The 17,390-nt window shown below is 44.2% G+C and carries 14 protein-coding genes; 8 read left to right on the top strand and 6 right to left on the bottom strand.

Annotation, left to right across the window (positions count from 1 at the left end; all coding sequences use genetic code 11):
• Positions 1-124 precede the first annotated feature (124 nt).
• Genes IQP38_RS04165 through IQP38_RS04150 form a run of 4 tightly spaced genes read left to right on the top strand, consistent with a single transcriptional unit; the run spans position 125 to position 4,861 of the window.
• Positions 125-1,540 carry a TolC family protein gene (locus tag IQP38_RS04165; RefSeq protein ID WP_053306992.1) on the top strand — a complete coding sequence of 472 codons (1,416 nt, stop codon included), beginning with the start codon at positions 125-127 and terminating at the stop codon, positions 1,538-1,540.
• Positions 1,541-1,543: 3 nt separating this feature from the next.
• Positions 1,544-2,524 (top strand): HlyD family secretion protein, encoded by a 981-nt coding sequence (locus IQP38_RS04160; RefSeq protein WP_005377122.1) that lies wholly within the window; start codon positions 1,544-1,546, stop codon positions 2,522-2,524.
• Between the two features lie 22 nt (positions 2,525-2,546).
• A complete protein-coding gene (locus IQP38_RS04155) occupies positions 2,547-3,713 on the top strand; it encodes an ABC transporter permease (protein WP_031778953.1) in 1,167 nt (388 codons plus the stop codon).
• Positions 3,710-4,861, top strand: coding sequence for an ABC transporter permease (locus IQP38_RS04150; RefSeq protein ID WP_005377120.1), 1,152 nt, complete (start codon positions 3,710-3,712; stop codon positions 4,859-4,861). The genes IQP38_RS04155 and IQP38_RS04150 overlap by 4 nt, the downstream gene beginning before the upstream one ends.
• 287 nt (positions 4,862-5,148) lie before the next feature.
• On the opposite strand, the gene IQP38_RS04145 is transcribed toward IQP38_RS04150, so the two are convergent.
• The 6 genes from IQP38_RS04145 to aspT all read right to left on the bottom strand — a co-directional run bounded on the left by IQP38_RS04145 (position 5,149) and on the right by aspT (position 12,416).
• Positions 5,149-6,057, bottom strand: a complete 909-nt coding sequence (locus IQP38_RS04145) for a LysR family transcriptional regulator (protein WP_033906183.1) — start codon at positions 6,055-6,057, stop codon at positions 5,149-5,151.
• Between the two features lie 143 nt (positions 6,058-6,200).
• Positions 6,201-6,629: a hypothetical protein gene (locus IQP38_RS04140; RefSeq protein WP_047102715.1), complete on the bottom strand. Its 429-nt coding sequence runs from the start codon at positions 6,627-6,629 to the stop codon at positions 6,201-6,203.
• A gap of 17 nt (positions 6,630-6,646) precedes the next feature.
• Positions 6,647-7,816, bottom strand: coding sequence for a patatin-like phospholipase family protein (locus tag IQP38_RS04135; RefSeq protein WP_054579567.1), 1,170 nt, complete (start codon positions 7,814-7,816; stop codon positions 6,647-6,649).
• A gap of 210 nt (positions 7,817-8,026) precedes the next feature.
• Positions 8,027-8,884, bottom strand: a complete 858-nt coding sequence (gene pdxY / locus IQP38_RS04130) for a pyridoxal kinase PdxY (protein ID WP_054579568.1) — start codon at positions 8,882-8,884, stop codon at positions 8,027-8,029.
• A 125-nt stretch (positions 8,885-9,009) separates the two neighbouring features.
• Entirely contained in the window at positions 9,010-10,605 is a 1,596-nt protein-coding gene (locus tag IQP38_RS04125) for a bifunctional aspartate transaminase/aspartate 4-decarboxylase (protein ID WP_054579569.1), read from the bottom strand.
• Between the two features lie 95 nt (positions 10,606-10,700).
• Positions 10,701-12,416, bottom strand: coding sequence for an aspartate-alanine antiporter (gene aspT / locus IQP38_RS04120; RefSeq protein WP_005377107.1), 1,716 nt, complete (start codon positions 12,414-12,416; stop codon positions 10,701-10,703).
• 426 nt (positions 12,417-12,842) lie between these two features.
• Here aspT and IQP38_RS04115 point away from each other — a divergent pair, with 426 nt between their 5' ends.
• The 4 genes from IQP38_RS04115 (at position 12,843) to IQP38_RS04100 (ending at position 17,256) form a co-directional block, all read left to right on the top strand.
• Positions 12,843-13,055, top strand: coding sequence for a DUF1656 domain-containing protein (locus IQP38_RS04115; RefSeq protein WP_005377106.1), 213 nt, complete (start codon positions 12,843-12,845; stop codon positions 13,053-13,055).
• 10 nt (positions 13,056-13,065) lie between these two features.
• The gene (locus tag IQP38_RS04110) at positions 13,066-13,929 is read left to right on the top strand and encodes an HlyD family secretion protein (protein ID WP_193837337.1); all 864 of its coding nucleotides are present in this window, start codon (positions 13,066-13,068) and stop codon (positions 13,927-13,929) included.
• Positions 13,930-13,942: 13 nt separating this feature from the next.
• Positions 13,943-15,298 carry an FUSC family protein gene (locus tag IQP38_RS04105; RefSeq protein ID WP_104975374.1) on the top strand — a complete coding sequence of 452 codons (1,356 nt, stop codon included), beginning with the start codon at positions 13,943-13,945 and terminating at the stop codon, positions 15,296-15,298.
• Between the two features lie 302 nt (positions 15,299-15,600).
• The gene (locus IQP38_RS04100; protein WP_193837336.1) at positions 15,601-17,256 is read left to right on the top strand and encodes a hypothetical protein; all 1,656 of its coding nucleotides are present in this window, start codon (positions 15,601-15,603) and stop codon (positions 17,254-17,256) included.
• Positions 17,257-17,390 lie beyond the last annotated feature (134 nt).

The following is a 17,390-nucleotide window of genomic DNA, read 5'->3' as shown; positions in this document are numbered from 1 at the left end:
AACATCTCCCGCGCCCAGCACAAATATAACTGGGCGCATACTACTGCCCAATTTTCCCTCCTACTTAACACGCAGTTACGAATCCTTTATATTAGAGCTAATACTCTACGACAAAGCAGCCATTATGAAAAAAACAGGAAAGTTTTGGATACTGGGCTTACTTAGCAGCTCGATTTCCCTTGCCTGTCATGCGGCACCGATCACTTTTGATACCGCATGGCAGCTATTGCTAGAAAACAACTATTCTCTTAAAGCTCAACGCTCAAACGTCGAGAACTACCAATACCAAGAGAGTGCCACCAGCAATCTCAACTTACCTCAAGTTACCATTGGCGCGAATTACACGCGTTTAGATACCGATATCACGCTTTCGGGAAAACAGATTCTAGACAGCACAGGAGCACACATTAACGTACCTCCTGCTTTTCAGCCTATTTTTGGTGCCTTAGCTAATACCACTTCGACCATAACCGAGCGCGATATTTTCTCTTCGTCTATTCGTGCCATTTGGCCAATTTTTACTGGTGGTAGAATTTCTGCGGCTCAATCAGCAGCAGAAGGCAAAACGGATGAGGCGAAAAGTCAGCTTTTAATGGAACAACAAGCGCGTTTTGAAGATTTATCGAAGTACTACTTTTCTGTCGTACTGGCAAAGGAAGTACTCGCAACGCGGCAAGCGGTTGAAGCTGGGCTAAAAAAGCATCGAGATTTTGCCATTAAGCTTGAAGAGCAAGGACAAATCGCGCACGTTGAGCGCCTGCAAGCCGAGGCTTCTTTAGATAAAGCATCTGTAGAAACACGTAAAGCAGCCAGCGATTTGAGTATCGCTCAGGCTGCATTAGGTAAATTACTCGCGCAAGATGATGCCGTAGAGCCCGCTGAATCTTTGTTTATCAACGACAGTCTTCCCCCTCTTAGCGCTTTTGTCGATCAAACGCTGCTTACCTATCCGGGGTTAGAACTTCTGAGCGCTAAACACAAACAAGCCTCTAGCTTAATCAAAGCAGAAAAAGGGAAATACTACCCTGAAGTTTATCTTTACGGCGACTACAGCTTGTATGAAGACGATTCTCTCGCAAGCCAAATGAAGCCTGACTGGTTAGTTGGTGTTGGTGTCAGCATTCCACTGATTGAATCATCAGGGCGAAGCGAAAAAGTCAAAGCCGCTCAAAGCGTCGTCTCGCAGGTCGACTCATTAAAGTCCCAAGCCAAACAAGACTTATCGCTGTTAGTCCAAAAGACATACTTGGAGGCTCAGCAAGCCATTGATGAAGTACAAGGGCTCGCATCTAGCATTGAACTCGCTAACGAAAACCTGCGCTTGCGTGAAAAAGCATTTACTCAGGGTCTGTCGTCTTCTCTGGATGTTGTGGATGCACAACTTTATGTCGCGAGTATAGAAACACAACGTTCAGCGGCGCGTTTCCGCTATTTAATATCTTTAACCAAGCTACTCGCATTGAGCAGTGAAATGAACAGCTTCGAACAATATCAAAATACCGCTTATATCCCTGCTTCAACATCCAAAGAGGTGAAATAAATCATGGCAGCTAAATCACTAAAACCCGTTTTACTCTCACTTTGTGCTTTGGGTGTTGCCTCTTGGGTTGGGTATCAATTTTACCAAGCCTATCAACCGGAACCGATCCGCTTACAGGGATTAATTGAAGCCCAGCAATACAGCATTTCCTCAAAAGTCCCAGGGCGTATTGATGAGGTCATGGTACGTAAAGGCGACGATGTAGAGAAAGGTCAGCTTATTTTTACCCTTCATAGTCCTGAAATTGAAGCGAAGTTAGAACAAGCAAAAGCAGGTGAAAAAGCGGCGGACGCCTTAGCTCAAGAAGCTGAGAAAGGCGCACGTGAGCAACAAATCCAAGCAGCAAAAGATCAGTGGATGAAAGCCAAAGCCGCTGCGAATTTAATGGAAAAAACCTACAATCGTGTGAATAACCTTTATAACGATGGCGTGGTTGCAGAACAAAAACGCGATGAAGCTTTAACTCAGTGGCAAGCAGCGAAATACACAGAAAGTGCCGCGTTTCAAATGTACGAAATGGCAAAAGAAGGCGCTAGAAGTGAAACCAAAGTGGCTGCGGCGGAAAAAGCGCGCATGGCATCAGGTGCCGTAGCCGAAGTAGAAGCGTACGCGAAAGATACTCAGATCTACAGCTGGTTTGACGGCGAAGTCTCTCAAGTTCTACTTCAAAGTGGTGAATTAGCACCTCAGGGCTTCCCGGTTGTTACTGTGATAGATACAGAAGATGCCTGGGCGACACTTAATGTGCGTGAAGATTACCTTCAACACTTTAAAAAAGGAGCAACCTTTGATGCCTATTTGCCTGCCTTAAACAAAAATGTTGAGTTCAAAGTAACGCATGTTGCCGTTATGGGTGACTTTGCAACGTGGAGAGCAACCGATGCTTCTCAAGGTTTTGATCTTCGTACCTTTGAAGTAGAAGCTCGTCCAGCTCAACCCGAACCTGAACTGCGTATGGGAATGAGTGTTGTCGTTGAACTTTAATCACAACCACTAGGTTAATGCTATGACGATTAAGATTTCACAGCGGCATATCTTACGACGAGACAAGTGGTTGCTTTCGTGCCTTACTTGGATACCGATTTTGCTCGCGCTGATGATTTGGGGAGTGTTCTCTGCGGGCATTGCCCGGGATCTGCCAATCGGTGTGGTTGATCTACAACATTCCCAACTTTCTCGAAAGCTCATTCAATCTTTGGATGCGTCGTCGAGTCTGGCTGTTAACTATCATTACGCCAGTGCAAGCGAAGCAAAAAATGCGATGATTGAAGGCGATATCTACGCTTACGCGGTCATCCCATCTAAGTTCGACCAAGATATTCTCCAGCACCGCCAACCTCAACTTTCTGTCTTTTACAACAGTCAGTACATTTTGGTAGCGAAACTGATCAACTCTGCCGTTGCGCAAGCACAAGGCTATTTCGACGCTCAGGTTGAAGTAATGGGCAACTTGGCTAAGGGTAACACCACAACGTTAGCAGCGGCTGGACAGGCTGTACCCGTGTCGACACAAATAACCGCATTATTTAACCGTAACAATAACTACGCACAATTTTTGGTAACGGCTATCGTGCCAGCCATTTGGCAAATATGTATTGTAGTAAGCACTATTTTGATTCTTGCCGCGCACTTTCGCATTTATGGTGGAAAGAATAGCTTTGCATTTTTGGGCGAAAAGCCATACGCCAGGCTCACTACCCTATTAAGTCAGTACATTCCGGTCTTTATGGCGCAAGGTGCGTTGTTCTTGTACTGGTTTTATTCCGTGCTTGATTGGCCAATGGAAGGCAGTTTTGTGGTTATGCTATTAGCACAATTGGCGACGGTTATCGCCTGTATCATTATGGGAGCGTTGTTCTTCTTCTTGTCGATGGATCCTGCACGTGCGATGAGTTTTGCTGGCGCATTTACGGCTCCAAGCTTCGCGTTCATGGGAATTACATTCCCAGTTTCTGACATGAACACGCTCGCTTATGCATGGCGTTCATTATTGCCGATTACCCATTACATTGAAGTACAAGTGAGTCAAGCAAGCTATGGAGCATCGGCCGCACAATCTTTAAGCTCGCTATGGCCTATGATTGGTTACGTTGTGCCCCTGCTCATTACCGCAGCCTTGATGGGTAAACATCGAACAGCTTCATCAACACGCCAAGCGAAGGAGGCGGTATGACATTGTGGCAACTGATTAAAGCGGAACTTAAGGCCGTTCTAACCAATCCAGTCGTTACGTTGACCGTGTTTGGTGGTGTCGTATTTTACTCGTTTTTATACCCTTTGCCTTATGCACAACAAACGCCTCGTGAACAACCAATCGCGATTGTTAATCTAGATGGTAGTCAGACGAGTTTAAAGCTAGAACGTATGGTTGATGCCACTCCGCAAGTCAACGTAGTCACTCGACTTCATACGATTGCCGATGCAAAGCAAGCATTTTTACAACGAGAGATCACCGGTTTTTTAGTCATACCAGAACACTTTTACAAAGACCTAATGCTAGGTAAAAGCCCGACTCTGGTCTACGCTGCGGACGCCTCGTATTTTCTCGTGTACGGAACCGTGGTAGAAGGATTGGCCCAAGCTGGAGGCACATTAGGGGCCCAAGTGAAAGTCAGTAAAATGGTGATAGATGGTGTGCCCATGAGTATGGCTAGCCATAATTACTCTGCTATTAAGCTTAATATGAAACCAACGTTCAACCCAACCATGGGTTACATCGAATACGTAGTGCCGGCAGTATTTGTTCTGATTTTACAACAAACGTTGATCATGGCGGTTGGATTACAAACGGGAACACAGCGTCATGGTCGTGGCTATTGGTCACAAGTATCAACGGGATCGCTGCTGCTTGTGAGAACGTTAGTATTTGTGGCAATTTATTATTTACTCGGCGCCTATTATTTTGGTTTTAGCTTCGAACGTTTAAACGTAAACCATATCGCCAATGCGGGCGAATTGCTGGCTATGTTGTTCCCGTTCTTTTTAGGTTGTTGCGGACTAGGCTTCTGGCTAGGTTACTTATTACCTCGGCGTGAACTTGTCACCTTAGTCGTCTTAGTGAGCTCTATGCCGCTCATTTTCTTGGCTGGTTTTATTTGGCCGATTGAAGCCATACCTACTCCCTTACTATGGATTGCTGATTTAAGCCCAAGCACTTGGGCGATCAAAGCTTTCTTAGCGCTAAACCAAATGGGGGCAACCTGGCAACAAGTCGCTCCACATTGGACAGCACTTTGGGCACTCACCGTGCTTTGGGGTAGCGTTGCGTACTGGATTGCTAAGCGAAGTAACAAGCCAGTTGTAACAGAGAGCTTGGGGTGATAGCTGGCATTTTTATTACTATAAAAAAAGCCGGGTAACTAAACCCGGCTGAAAATCTGCGTCCTTGCAGCGGACATATGGTAAAAACACTTTTTGCTCTGGGCTTACCCATTGAGCGAGGTTAGATTAAGCCAAAAAGTATGGACTCCATACTCTCATATAGAGGGTTATATCCTTCCAATAGACATTAGCTCTTCGCTAGAACGATAACGTTTTTCAGACACAAAAAAAACAAGACTCACATTGAGTCTTGTTGTTGAGAGGGATGAGCAGGATACATGTCGCCGCTAAGTCATATCACGGATTATTTTCTCTCGGTATTCTGTAACGACCTTCATGATTGAATTTTTTACATCACCGACTTGCTTAGATGGTTGGCACCATAGGCCAAAACCAAACTTAAAACCTTCCAATAATTCAGAAGCTTCCACTGGCTCTATATGATTATTAGAAAACTCCGAATGGGCAAACGTTCTGGGGAGAATCGCCCATCCTAAACCTGCTTCAACCATTTTCACTACAAGGGCCAATTGGTCGACCTCTTCATGGTTCGAACTTACGATGACTTTTTCGCCCATTCCCTCTTCAATAAGAGACCGCAATACAAATTGTTTACTATTCCTCAAGGCTGTCAATACTCGATCTGGTGCAACAGAAGCGAGTTCACCACCTTTCTGGACGAAAGGAACAAATTCAAAATGACCTAAAAACGTCGCATCCAGACTATGTATTGCTCGACTATCATGCACATTGACAATACCGAATTGATACTCACCATTCTGTAAACCCTCTTTAATTTCGTTGCGATTACGAACAAGAAAGTTAACTCGCATCATCGGAAAATCTGCCGCTAATTGAATACGAAGCAATACAAGAAAACGGTGTGGTATAGCGCTTGAATAGGCGATACTAACATTCTCTAATCCACCGTAAGAAAGACTCAGTGCGACTTTATCGAAAGTACGAGCCTGTTCGATGGTTTGCTTAGCATAGTGGTACAGATGGTGGCCATCTTCTGTCGGTTCTACCGAGCGCCCCACTCGCTCAAACAGGTTGACCGCCAGTTGGTCTTCAAGATTGGTAATCACCTGCCCTATTGTGGTTCGGTGCTTATTGAGTTTGACCGCCGCCTTACTAAACGAAAGCTGTTCATAAACGGTTACGAACGCGAGAAGTTGTTCAAAACTAAAATTCATAGGTTGTGCTTACTTTTTAGAGTTATCTAATTAAATTACCACAAGATCGTAGAATTGCTACTTGGTAACGGTAACAATCTGCGTTTGAATTCCTTCTCGACGACACAAAAAAAACCTACTAGCGTCAGTAGGTTTTCTCTCACTTAGTTGTACTCAACGACACGAGCTAAATAGTTGAATTCTCCTGAGTCACCATGGTAATCACGGTAGACATCGACACTGAAATATTTAGGTTGATCAGCGTAAATGTGGTCAACGACTTTTTGCTCAAGTGACTCCAACGTTTCACCGACCTGAGAGTACACGAACTGCTTGTTCACTTTTTCCAATTTACGTTGTTTCGCTTCTTTGTGTGACACATAGTTGTTGATCTCTTCCCACTTTCCCACGAACTCGACCGCCACGTAACTCGAGTTCTCGTCAATCATAATAAAGGCTGCACCTTCTTCTTTGATTGCAGACAGTTGCTGCATATCACTATCCACTTTTTGCTGGTCAAGATGGGCTCCACTTTGGGCGAATGCAGTCGCGGAAGCGGTAAGCATCATGAGTGTAAGAACGGCTTTTTTCATTGTATCGTTTTCCTGTATTAAGGGAGTTCAGTTACCCAAAGTTGCCCTTGGGTGGCTTTTTTGAATCCATATTCGTAAATCGTCAGCAAGTAGCGGTGATCGAACATATCTTTCGTTACTTTGGCGTATCTGAAATCTTGATCAATGTAGGTAAACTGCATCTCGATATCGTTGATTTCACTGATGTATTTCATTCGATAGAGATCACCACGAGTTTGCGCTAGCGTAAGGCTTGAGACACTTTTCGATACCAAGTCCAAACCTTTGTCTTTTAGTGGACGATACGGCGCTTTTAACGCACCATTGCGAATCACATCCAACTGAGGCGCTTTTTCTAACCCCAAAGCATCTGAGATTTGTTGATAGTTGAAGTTAGACGGATTAAAGAACACCTGCGCTGCGAGACCACCATCTACGTGTAACTCCTCAAGAGTTTCTCCATCATGTTCAACATCGATAAATTGTGGAGGGAAAACACCAGGGATCGATGCGCTCGCAGCAAGCACCTTGTAAATCAGTTCAGATTTGTCCGCTAAATCACTGTTCGCAATCGCACCAATATTCCAAATCACCAGTTCGCCTGAATCAAAATGGGTACTGCCAATAAAGAGGCGTTTACCATTGCGGTGTTGCTGCGCCATCGCCTCGATCATGGGCTCAGGGTAAGCGTCTGCGATGAAATCATAGAGGTTCTCACCATCGGTAAACGCGTCCTTAAACAGGGTATTTAAGAAGTTCTTCTTACCCAAAATATTCTTATCATTGATGTTGAGCATGACTTCTTTCATCTTTGGCATCGCATCACCGCCAATGAAAACAAAAGGAGCGATTAGGGCACCAGCACTGACTCCAGTAATGATGGCATAATCTTTTAGCTCCCCCTTTTCCTGTAGCCCCATCAAAACGCCGGCCCCGTATGCGCCGTTTACGCCACCACCCGATAAGGCCAAAATATTGAGCTGTTCACCCTCTACTTTGATCGGTGTGGTTTGATTGTGCGCTGAGTAGAGAAAATCCGGCGCTTCATTGGCCCACATTCGAAGTGGCTCATTTGGTGTTGAGCTCGCGATCTCGACATCTTTATAGTTGCTTTGAGAAACACGAACATCCAGCGTATGGGGTGAACTACAAGCTACTATCAGCAGCGAAAGTACAACCGTCACACCAGAGGAAATTAAACGATTCATAATCAGTCTCATTTAATGTTCTCTGGCGTATGACCAGAGACTCAGTTTGAAGTTAATTGGGTCAAAATGAAGTCCGTTTCGTTGTGTGGAGTTACTATAGCTAGGCACGGTTAAACCCCATAATCGCGATTGTAGGATGCTATCCATCAAAGCAATTATGCCAAGTTTCTATATGCTAACTTTACGCTTCTCCGTTAATTAGGTACTGCGCTAAGCAATTTTCACGACGTTGAACTCATGCGTCGGTTCGACAAATTCGTATTGGGCATTGATCGTCTGTAGCTCCCATGTGCCATAGCCTTTGGTGATCTCCAATACACCGTAAACGGCGTTATGTGTATGACGAAAGGCTGCGACAGGAGACATCTTCTTCACCAAACAAGAAGTAAAAATCGCAGAAATCAAATCACCGACACCGACGGGTTGCTGGTCAAAATCAATACTTGGACGCTGAGCTAAATAACACGCTTTCGGTGTCGCTAAGATCATACTGAAGGCGTCATCTGTTAGTGCATGCAGGTGTTTCACCAATACCATTTTCGGTCCCAGCTCTAGGGTTTTTTTACATGCAGTGACCGCATCATAAAGAGAGTTAATTTTCACACCTGTTAACTCGCTCAGTTCAAACTGGTTAGGAACAATCACATCAGCGATTGGCAACAAGCTATGGCTTATCGCTTCTTTGACACCGTCTGCCACAATGCAACCTTTGTCTGGATCACCCATAACTGGGTCACACACATAAAGTGCACTATGGTTACGCGATTTGACTAAACTTACCGCTTCGGCCACCGCTCGACATTGCTCTGCGCTTCCTTGATAACCGGACAGTATCGCGCCACATTCGCCTAACTTCTCAATGTTATCTAAGCCTCTCATTAGAGAATGAATTTCATCTGCCCCAAACTTCTGTCCAGTCCAACCTTGCTGGTACTGAGTGTGATTTGAAAACTGAACCGTGTGAATTGGCCAGACTTCGAGGCCCATTCTCTGCATCGGGAAGACGGCAGAACTGTTTCCTGCGTGGCCATAAACCACATGAGATTGAATAGAAATAATGCTTTTCATAAGTCACTCTTAATTGAGAAGTTTGTTAGCTTGGCGACTAAATAAACACAATGCCGCGCACTGTGCTTATTTGGTCGGAATAGCCTCGACAACGCCGAGGCTTATTCTTAATCAGGCTGGATTCATTAGCCTTTGAATTCAGCAAAGTACTCATCCAACACTTTGCGTGTTGCACGACCGATAAGCTCGTATTCGTGGTGAGTAAGGTTTGCTAGCGAAACTCGAACTGATGCATGCACTACATCGAAGCCTTGGCCTGGAAGTAGGATAACGCCGGTTTCATGTGCAAGGCGGAACAGGAAGTCTTTGCCCTTCTCGCTCGCTTTGAACCATTCAACGAATGCTGGTCCGTACAATTTGCCGCCCAGAGTGTCGAGCTCAAGCAGTGTGTAGTAGTCCACACGATCTTTGTTTTCTTCAATTTCTACACCCATGTTTTTGTACAGAGTTTTGTAACGCTCGCGAATGATGCGTTTACATGCTTCTTTGTAGTTTTTCTCTGAGTCCATCAGACAATTCAATGAGAACAGCGCCATTTGAACTTGTTGAGGAAGCGACAAACCTGCTGTGTGGTTAAGCGCTACGCTACGGCTGTCGGCAACGATACGGTCAATAAACTTGATCTCACGAGGTTCCGGAGTCAGCGTTTTGTAACGATCGTCCAACTCAAGTTGACGCACTTCAGGAAGGCTACGCATTGCATCGTCAAACACGTTGTTGTGTTGAATCGCAATCGAGCCTAAACGCCAGCCTGTTGCACCGAAGTACTTAGAGAACGAATACACACAAAGCGTGTTGTATGGCAGTTTTGCAAACAGTGAGACAAAGTCGTCCGCAAATGTGCCGTATACATCGTCAGTCACAATGAACAGGTCGCTACGTTCGTTGTTCACAAAATTTGATAGGTTATCCAGAGTCTCATCCGAGAACTTCACAGACGCTGGGTTTGCCGGGTTAACAACACAAAGCAGTTTGATGCCTGTATCTGCAAGCTTTTCGATTTCAGACATCGGCAGTTGCCATGTTGTCTCATCCAGACGTAGTTCAACGATTTCCAGTTCGTATTCACTCAGTTCTGGAATCTCTAGGTAAGGCGTAAAGATTGGAGTGATTAGCGCAACCTTGTCACCTTTCTTCAATAGACCGTTGTTGAACATAGTTTGGAAGGTGTACGTCATAGACGCCGTACCGCCTTCCGTTGCAAACAGATCGAAGTCTGTTGTCATTGGCATTGGGCCGTACATCTCTTCTGCAATGTATTGCTTCACAACGGTTTCGATGTTCGTCAACATACGTGGTGGCACTGGGTAGTTACATGCAAGGTATGCGTTAACCAGTTCATTCAAGAATGCTTGTTTCTCTAGACCCAAACGGTCTTTTACGTAGCTCAGCGACTTTTCCAAGAACTGTACGCCTTGGTCTTGTTTATTCTTGCTTGCAAACGTATCGAAGCGTTCAACAATGCCCACACCATCTGGAATGCCACCGAAACCACCATCTAGGTATGAATAAGTGCGCTCGGCTTCCAATATTGCGAACTCACCCAAACGAATGAACGCTTTACGTGGTAGTGTCGCAAGAAAATTAGGATTACCACGACCTGCATCTAATAACGCGCGGTCAGGAACAGTTTGTGCCACTTCAATTAGTTTATCTTTTAATTCAAATGGGCTTAAATCTGCAAATTTTGAAAAATCAATTGTTGTGTTTTGCGTAGTCATAATATTTACCTGAATCTATTATTTAGTAAAATTTGGATAATACTTCCCCTACCGCCTATTTAATTAGGCGATAAGCGTGTTCGAATTTATTTAAATTACATGCCTGCGTTTAAAGTAATAATGCCGACAATAATTGGACCCCATAGGGTAAGCAGGACATTGGCGACTGCATAAGTCACAGTGAATGAGAATACTGGCGTTGCGTTACCTGTTTTTTCCATTAAAGCCGCGAATGCTGGGTTCGCACTTCGTCCACCTGTCACACAGCCAAGTGCTTCAACCGGGTTCTTAATCTTCAATACAAAATATGAGAAGAAGAACGAAATAATCTGAGGGATAATCGTTACACCCATGCCAAGGAACAACAGAGACATACCGTGTTCTTTGATGGTGTCGACCGCTTGAGGCCCAGCCTCAAGGCCAACAATGCCTACAAATGCTGCCAAACCGAAATCTCGAATAAAGTTCGCGGCACCCACAGGAAACTGAGCAACATGCGGATTGCGGCTACGCAACCAACCGACGATCAAACCTGAGATCAAACAACCTGCACCAGAACCGATAGTGACGGGAATACCAGCAATCTTAAAACTGATTAGACCAATTAATAGGCCCACCACCATGCCCATACCAAGCACGATTAAGTCAGTCACGTTTGCTGAGCCCATTCGCTGACCAATGTTTTTCTCAACGCGATTGATATCTTTTGCGGTACCTGTAAGCTGGATGACGTCGTTTTTCTTCACCACAAGATCCGGCGTCATTTCAATTGAGTTGCCTTCACGAATATAGTCTGTCACATAAATACCGCGCATAGAGCCTTGGTTCGAAGCCTCTTTAATCTCTTGCAGCGACTTACCAATCAGTTTGCGGTTGTCTGCGATCAGTTGACGGTTTTCTTCAATAACTTCATAGCCTTCTGGAAGTGCAATCTCGTTGTCAGCCAAACCATCTTGCAGCTTATGTACCGCATTACGACGACCAGTTACAACAATGACATCCCCTTCTTTCAGTGCTGTGAATTTGTCCACTTCTAGCACTTTGCCATCACGTTGAATCAATTCAATACAAGCAGCTAGAGCGTGTTGGTTTAACTGAGCTAAGGTTTTGCCTGCTAGCCCACCATCTTTGCTCACTTTAAATGCTCGTGTAACCAGCGCTGTGATAGCGTTGAACTCACCCGGCGCTAAATCACGCTTACCATTTGAATTTTTCTCTTCTAGCGCAATCGCTTCTGCTCGGATATCCCACTTCATCAGTGTTGGGAATACCCATGTCACCATCAGAATTGGACCAAGCGAACCAAAGATGTACGTAACCGCGTAGCCTACTGCGACGTTGGTCTGCATTAGGTGCTTCGCTTCTTCTGTCACACCACCAAGACGTGCGATCGCATCACCCGCTGTACCGATGATTGCCGATTGAGTCAAACCACCAGCTGCAAGGCCTGCTGCCGTACCTCTGTCTAGATCAAACATCCAAGCTGCTGCTAGTACACAAAGCAGGCCAGAAACCGTCATCACTACAGCAGAAAGTAGAATGTTGATGGTTCTAAAGTTCAATGCTTTAAAGAACTGCGCACCACCTTGATACCCTACTGCGTAAATAAAGAGCGCAAAGAAAATGCTTTTTACGCCGGGATCAATATGAACACCAAATTGCCCAATAATTACACCCATTAATAATGTTCCCGCAACACCGCCAAGAACAAATCGACCAATGGTAATTTTACCTACCATATAACCGAGAGAGAGCGTAATAAAGAGAGCAACAAATGGTGCCATGTCAAAAAGGTTAGAAATAATTTCCATGACAATTTTACTCTTACTAATAAATATAAACCTCAAATAATCTAACGAATAATCTGTCACTCATATTTGTTGGATTATTTAATTTAAAAAGCATCTCGTTTGCTTCGAAGCGAATATTAGAAACAAAACCTCACAACTCGTAATCCCATTTGAAGGATGAAACCATCACTTCGCATATTCAAACGCAAACATTGAACAATAATTGTCGAAAATTTAATAACTTAGTGGTCTGAAATGAACATCAAATAAATTGGAAAATAAATTTATTTTTATTTTCACTGTCCAAAAAGCTACTTTGTTGCGCTATTCCCTCTATATAGCGCATAACACCTTTCTCTTGATGGATTAGATCCTACAAAAGCGATTATCACTGATGCCATCACTTGCCTTATCTTTACATTCATCAAGTTAATAGAGAAAAACACCATGAACTCAATGCCACATGAACTTGTGTGGGGCGAAGTTTACTTCCCTCCCTTGTTGCTGGTTATTGCATTGGCTTACATGCTCACCATTTTGGTTGGAACCGTTGCAACAAAACTGGGACTCCACAAATACGTTGCATTTCCTGCGCTCGCTGAGCTAAGCCTAATTGTGATTTTTACTGGCGTTATTGGTCGATTCATTACCATATTTTGAGGCAAATTCCGTGATAAAACGTTATCTCATCACACTGCTATTACTGTGTTCCGCTGGCACCGTGATTTTCAGCTACTACCAATCATACTCTGACAACCCTTGGACTAGAGATGGCCAAGTTAGCGCGCACATCGTTTCTATAACCCCCCGCGTAACAGGACAAATCATCCAAGTCTACGTCGAAGACAATTCGCAAGTGAAACAAGGCGATTTGCTGTTTGAGATTGACCCAAGCATCTATAAAGCGGCATACCACAAAGCATTGGCGACTCAAAAACAAGCGGTCGCTCTGTTAGCAAAAGCAAAAAACGAAGAGCAGCGAGCACTTAAGTTAGAAAAGCGCACACCTGGCGCTGTACCTGTACTGACATTGAATAACCTAGACAATGCGGTGGAGACAGCCGTTGCCAACGTAGAACTCGCGAAAGCCAATGTTGAAGAAGCCAAGCTAAACCTTGATTACACAAAAGTTTATGCGCCAACGAATGGTTATATCACTAATTTGAACTTACGTGTCGGCTCTCAAGTCGTCGCTAACTCCCCAGTCGTGGCTTTGATTGATGAAGACAGCTTTTGGATCGAAGGATATTTCAAAGAAACGGATTTAGTTGGCGTTGATCCACAAGATAAAGCCTACGTGACCTTAATGATGCACAATGAAGCTGTGTTGGAAGGAAAAATCAAAAGCATCGGCTACGGCATTGCGAAGCAAGATGGTAGTACTGGTAACGATCTTTTGCCCAATGTGAACCCTAACTTTCAGTGGATACGCTTAGCTCAACGCATTCCAATTAAAGTGAAATTAGATCACTTACCGAAAGATTTTCAACTACGTGTTGGTATGACGGCCTCTATCAAAATCATCAAACAATAATGCGGTGGAATGTATGTTTAATGCCTCAACCAAAGAAGCAATCAAAGCTGCGCTGTCTATCGTTATCGCGATCTGCCTTGCCTTATGGTTTCAATGGGAGAAACCGTATTGGGCAGCGATCGCAGTCGCGGTAATGGCATTAAATGAAAGCTTCGCTCACTCGATAAACAAAGGTCATAATCGCTTATTAGGAACCCTCCTTGGCATCGGTTATGCCTTTTTCCTCATCACGACGTTTTCTCAAGATCGCTTTTTGTTTCTCACCTTCTTCACCTTGTTTTTAGGTGCGTGCATTTTTATGTCGAGCGACGAAAAGTATGGTTATGTGTTCTCTATCGGTTTTGCTGTGTGCTCCATCATCGCATGTATGGGAGGATTTGATAGTCAAGCAACGTTCCACTTCGCTGTTCTTCGCATGCAAGAGACTATTCTTGGTGTGATCACGTTTTCTGTTGTGTACCGATTAGTCTGGCCAGTCAGTACAGAACAAAACTTCATTCAACGTTTTGAGACCAGCAGAGAGGCGATGCTTAACGCTATGAAATCGCCCAATGATATAGATACTGAAGCTCTTGAGACCAACAGCGCCAACATAGAAAAGTTGTTCCAACTGGTCGGTTTACCACTTACTGGCAGCTACCACTTGAAAGAACATCGTCAGCTATGGCGTGCGCGTTTAAATGAGATGGCACAAATCCAAGACCGATTGCTAGAACAAGCAGATAAATCGCAAAGTCGTGAGATCGATTGGCCAACGCTAACGCAGCAACTTCAAAGCTTTGATATTAAAAATCCAAGTACGTCGCTCATTGGTCACGTTGCTTATGTCATGCAAAGAGAGAAAAACACGGTTTGGCATCACGAGCATCGAACGTTTATCCAGCATTTGAATGAAGACGGCAGAAAGGTATTGCAAGGTGTATCCATGTTCGTCACTTCTTTGTTGATCTGGATTTATCTGCCCGTACCCGGAGGTTTCATTTTTCCGATGCTAGCAGGCGTGTTCTCTTCAATCGTTCCTACTATGCCACCAAGCATTATTAAAGATGCATTTTTTGGTGTGATAGGCACTGGCACGGTGATTCTATTGCAATACATTTTCATAATGCCAATGATGACCGAGCTTTGGCAGCTTGGGCTATTCTACTTCATCAACATCATCGTAATTTGGAAGGTGTTTTCCACACCAAAACTGATGGTACACAGAATTCTAGGTATTAACTTATTGGTTGTCTTGACATCAGGAGCGCTCAATTTAACCCCAGCGTATCGAATTGAAACGCCCTTGCTGATGCTGGTAAACATTATGATCATTTTGATGATTGCCAAGTTGTTTACTGATCTGTTTCGTGTTCGCGTTACGGTCTAAGCGTCACCTCCGTTCTTGAAACTAAAGCCCTGCATTGCTTCTGCTATGCGGGGCTGTTTGTTTGTGAGCTAGCCATTATTCCTCCGTAACCCATAAAGCGAGGATAGTATCCATCAAAAGCGATTAACGGTATTTCTCTTCACCTCATAAAATCCTCTCATTGATTCACGAAATGCAATCGAAAACTCTGCATTCACAACGTCAATCACAGCAAACACATCTATCTAACTGAACAAGAAGTTCAGTGACACATTAACTGTCTGAGTCTCGAAGGTTTGAGACTATTCAGAGTGGAAACTGTCATGAGTTTTTTTGAATTACGCGCCGGCAAGATGTCTTCTCTTACTGTGCTCGCGAGCGCACTAATGCTTACTACCCCCACTTTTGGCTTCGCCGCTGAAGAGACGACGACCTACAACGAAGTAATCGAGCAAGGCCGAGCGCTGTTCGACAAATACGGTATCAGTCATGATTTACCAAAACTGGCCATCAGCTCTCTAGTTCAAGGCGAGCATTTGGTCGAGCATGCCCACCGAAGTGTTAAAATCGGTGATAGCGTTCGCGATTCGTCCGTCTACTTGGTCAAGAACACCGATAACAAAGGCAACATTGATCTGCGTATCAAGTACAACCCTGAACAACTCGATGAAAATGAAAAAGTACTTGATGAGATCGAAGCTTTCACACGAACAGAATACCGCCTTCGAAACTACGCGGAGAGTTTTGATCCGTCATCAGTAAGAGCCAAAGAGGATCAGAATGGTAATGTGATCATCAGTTTTAATTACTCAAAATACGGTCTTCCTCAAGATATCGCCTACTTTCGCTTTTTAAGCGTTGATATTGAGTTGGTTAATGGTGAACCGAAACGTATGGTCATTACCAACGATAAACCGTTCACACATCACAACTACCAAGTGGATTCTTACGATCAAGAGATCCTCTTCCAGAAGTTAACATCAGGCAAAATTGCGATTGCCAGTAAAAACACCAAGATAGTTGGTTCAAAGAAAAATAAACCCCTCGAAATGATGAGCAGCGTAAAACCGGTAGCGATTTATGAAGATAAGCTTGGCGTGCAAGTACTAGACGAAAAACGCTTGAATGAGGTCTCTGATCCACGCATGCAAGAAGCCAGTGTTAAGCTAGACCGAGTTTTTCCTTTAATGGGTGATATGGTTCGTCGTCAAGGTATCGATTTGCCTCTGCCGTTTGGTGTGTCGCTAGCGTATCGAAATCAAGATATGAATATTCCATTTAATGATTTCACGATTGAAGGCATCGGCCTTAATGAACTGTTTGATCCAGAAGACAGTGTGGGCATCGTGAGTGCTGAGAGCATGACGCTTCGTGGCGATGTAAACATCCTGCCATTTTGGAATGTATTTGGTTACATCGGAAAAGTTAATGTCGATGCCAATGTTGATGCCGCCTACACGGGTGAAGGTGGCCAGTACATAAAAGATAAGCTGAACGATAAACTGCCAGGATTAGGTGATAAGTTTTGCGATGGTTTATCTGCACTTTGTAGTCGCGGACGCTTAGACGTGCCGCTGCATTTGGAATATGACCTTCGTGGTATAGGTACAACCCTTTCGGTTGGCTATAAAGAGTTCTTTGCTTCTGTCACTGGTACCTATTCGCAAACTCGCTTAAAGGGCTTAGATGATTGGGGCGATGGTATTGTTACTGTACAGCCGATGTTGGGTTATCAACTTGTCGATTATCGCACGCAGTTCTTTGTCGGAGCAGAATATCAAGGACTGGACGCTCGAATGGACGGGCATGTAAAAAGTGGTGATATCGAATTCGATTACGACATTGGTGTAGATCTTAATCAATGGGCGTTTTTGACTGGTTTCAATAAGCAAATCGGCAAAAACTACAACCTGACCTTTCTCTATAACAAAGGGGAAACTCGAGAGTCAGTAACCTTAAATCTTGGTTACCGTTTCTAGCTCTCATAAAGAGCCCGCCCCTAGACGATGGTAGGACTGCATCCTACAAAGGCGATTATTGAAACTGTCACTGATGCCCTACCATTTGAGCCATCAATACAACAAGCCATCCAACCATTCACGGATTAATACCA

This window comes from Vibrio sp. OPT41, from assembly GCF_015163595.1.
GTDB classification, from domain to species: Bacteria; Pseudomonadota; Gammaproteobacteria; order Enterobacterales; family Vibrionaceae; genus Vibrio; species Vibrio alginolyticus.
Note: the sequence above shows the minus strand (reverse complement) of the source record. Positions and strands in the feature narration are given on the sequence as shown.

Bases quoted from the DNA above. Each gene is read 5' to 3' on its own strand.
- IQP38_RS04160 (WP_005377122.1), top strand. From the start codon at position 1,544: ATGGCAGCTAAATCACTAAAACCCGTTTTACTCTCACTTTGTGCTTTG.
- IQP38_RS04155 (WP_031778953.1), top strand. From the start codon at position 2,547: ATGACGATTAAGATTTCACAGCGGCATATCTTACGACGAGACAAGTGG.
- IQP38_RS04125 (WP_054579569.1), bottom strand. From the start codon at position 10,605: ATGACTACGCAAAACACAACAATTGATTTTTCAAAATTTGCAGATTTA.
- aspT (WP_005377107.1), bottom strand. From the start codon at position 12,416: ATGGAAATTATTTCTAACCTTTTTGACATGGCACCATTTGTTGCTCTC.
- IQP38_RS04135 (WP_054579567.1), bottom strand. From the start codon at position 7,816: ATGAATCGTTTAATTTCCTCTGGTGTGACGGTTGTACTTTCGCTGCTG.
- IQP38_RS04165 (WP_053306992.1), top strand. From the start codon at position 125: ATGAAAAAAACAGGAAAGTTTTGGATACTGGGCTTACTTAGCAGCTCG.
- IQP38_RS04140 (WP_047102715.1), bottom strand. From the start codon at position 6,629: ATGAAAAAAGCCGTTCTTACACTCATGATGCTTACCGCTTCCGCGACT.
- IQP38_RS04105 (WP_104975374.1), top strand. From the start codon at position 13,943: ATGTTTAATGCCTCAACCAAAGAAGCAATCAAAGCTGCGCTGTCTATC.
- IQP38_RS04115 (WP_005377106.1), top strand. From the start codon at position 12,843: ATGAACTCAATGCCACATGAACTTGTGTGGGGCGAAGTTTACTTCCCT.
- IQP38_RS04100 (WP_193837336.1), top strand. From the start codon at position 15,601: ATGAGTTTTTTTGAATTACGCGCCGGCAAGATGTCTTCTCTTACTGTG.
- pdxY (WP_054579568.1), bottom strand. From the start codon at position 8,884: ATGAAAAGCATTATTTCTATTCAATCTCATGTGGTTTATGGCCACGCA.
- IQP38_RS04150 (WP_005377120.1), top strand. From the start codon at position 3,710: ATGACATTGTGGCAACTGATTAAAGCGGAACTTAAGGCCGTTCTAACC.
- IQP38_RS04145 (WP_033906183.1), bottom strand. From the start codon at position 6,057: ATGAATTTTAGTTTTGAACAACTTCTCGCGTTCGTAACCGTTTATGAA.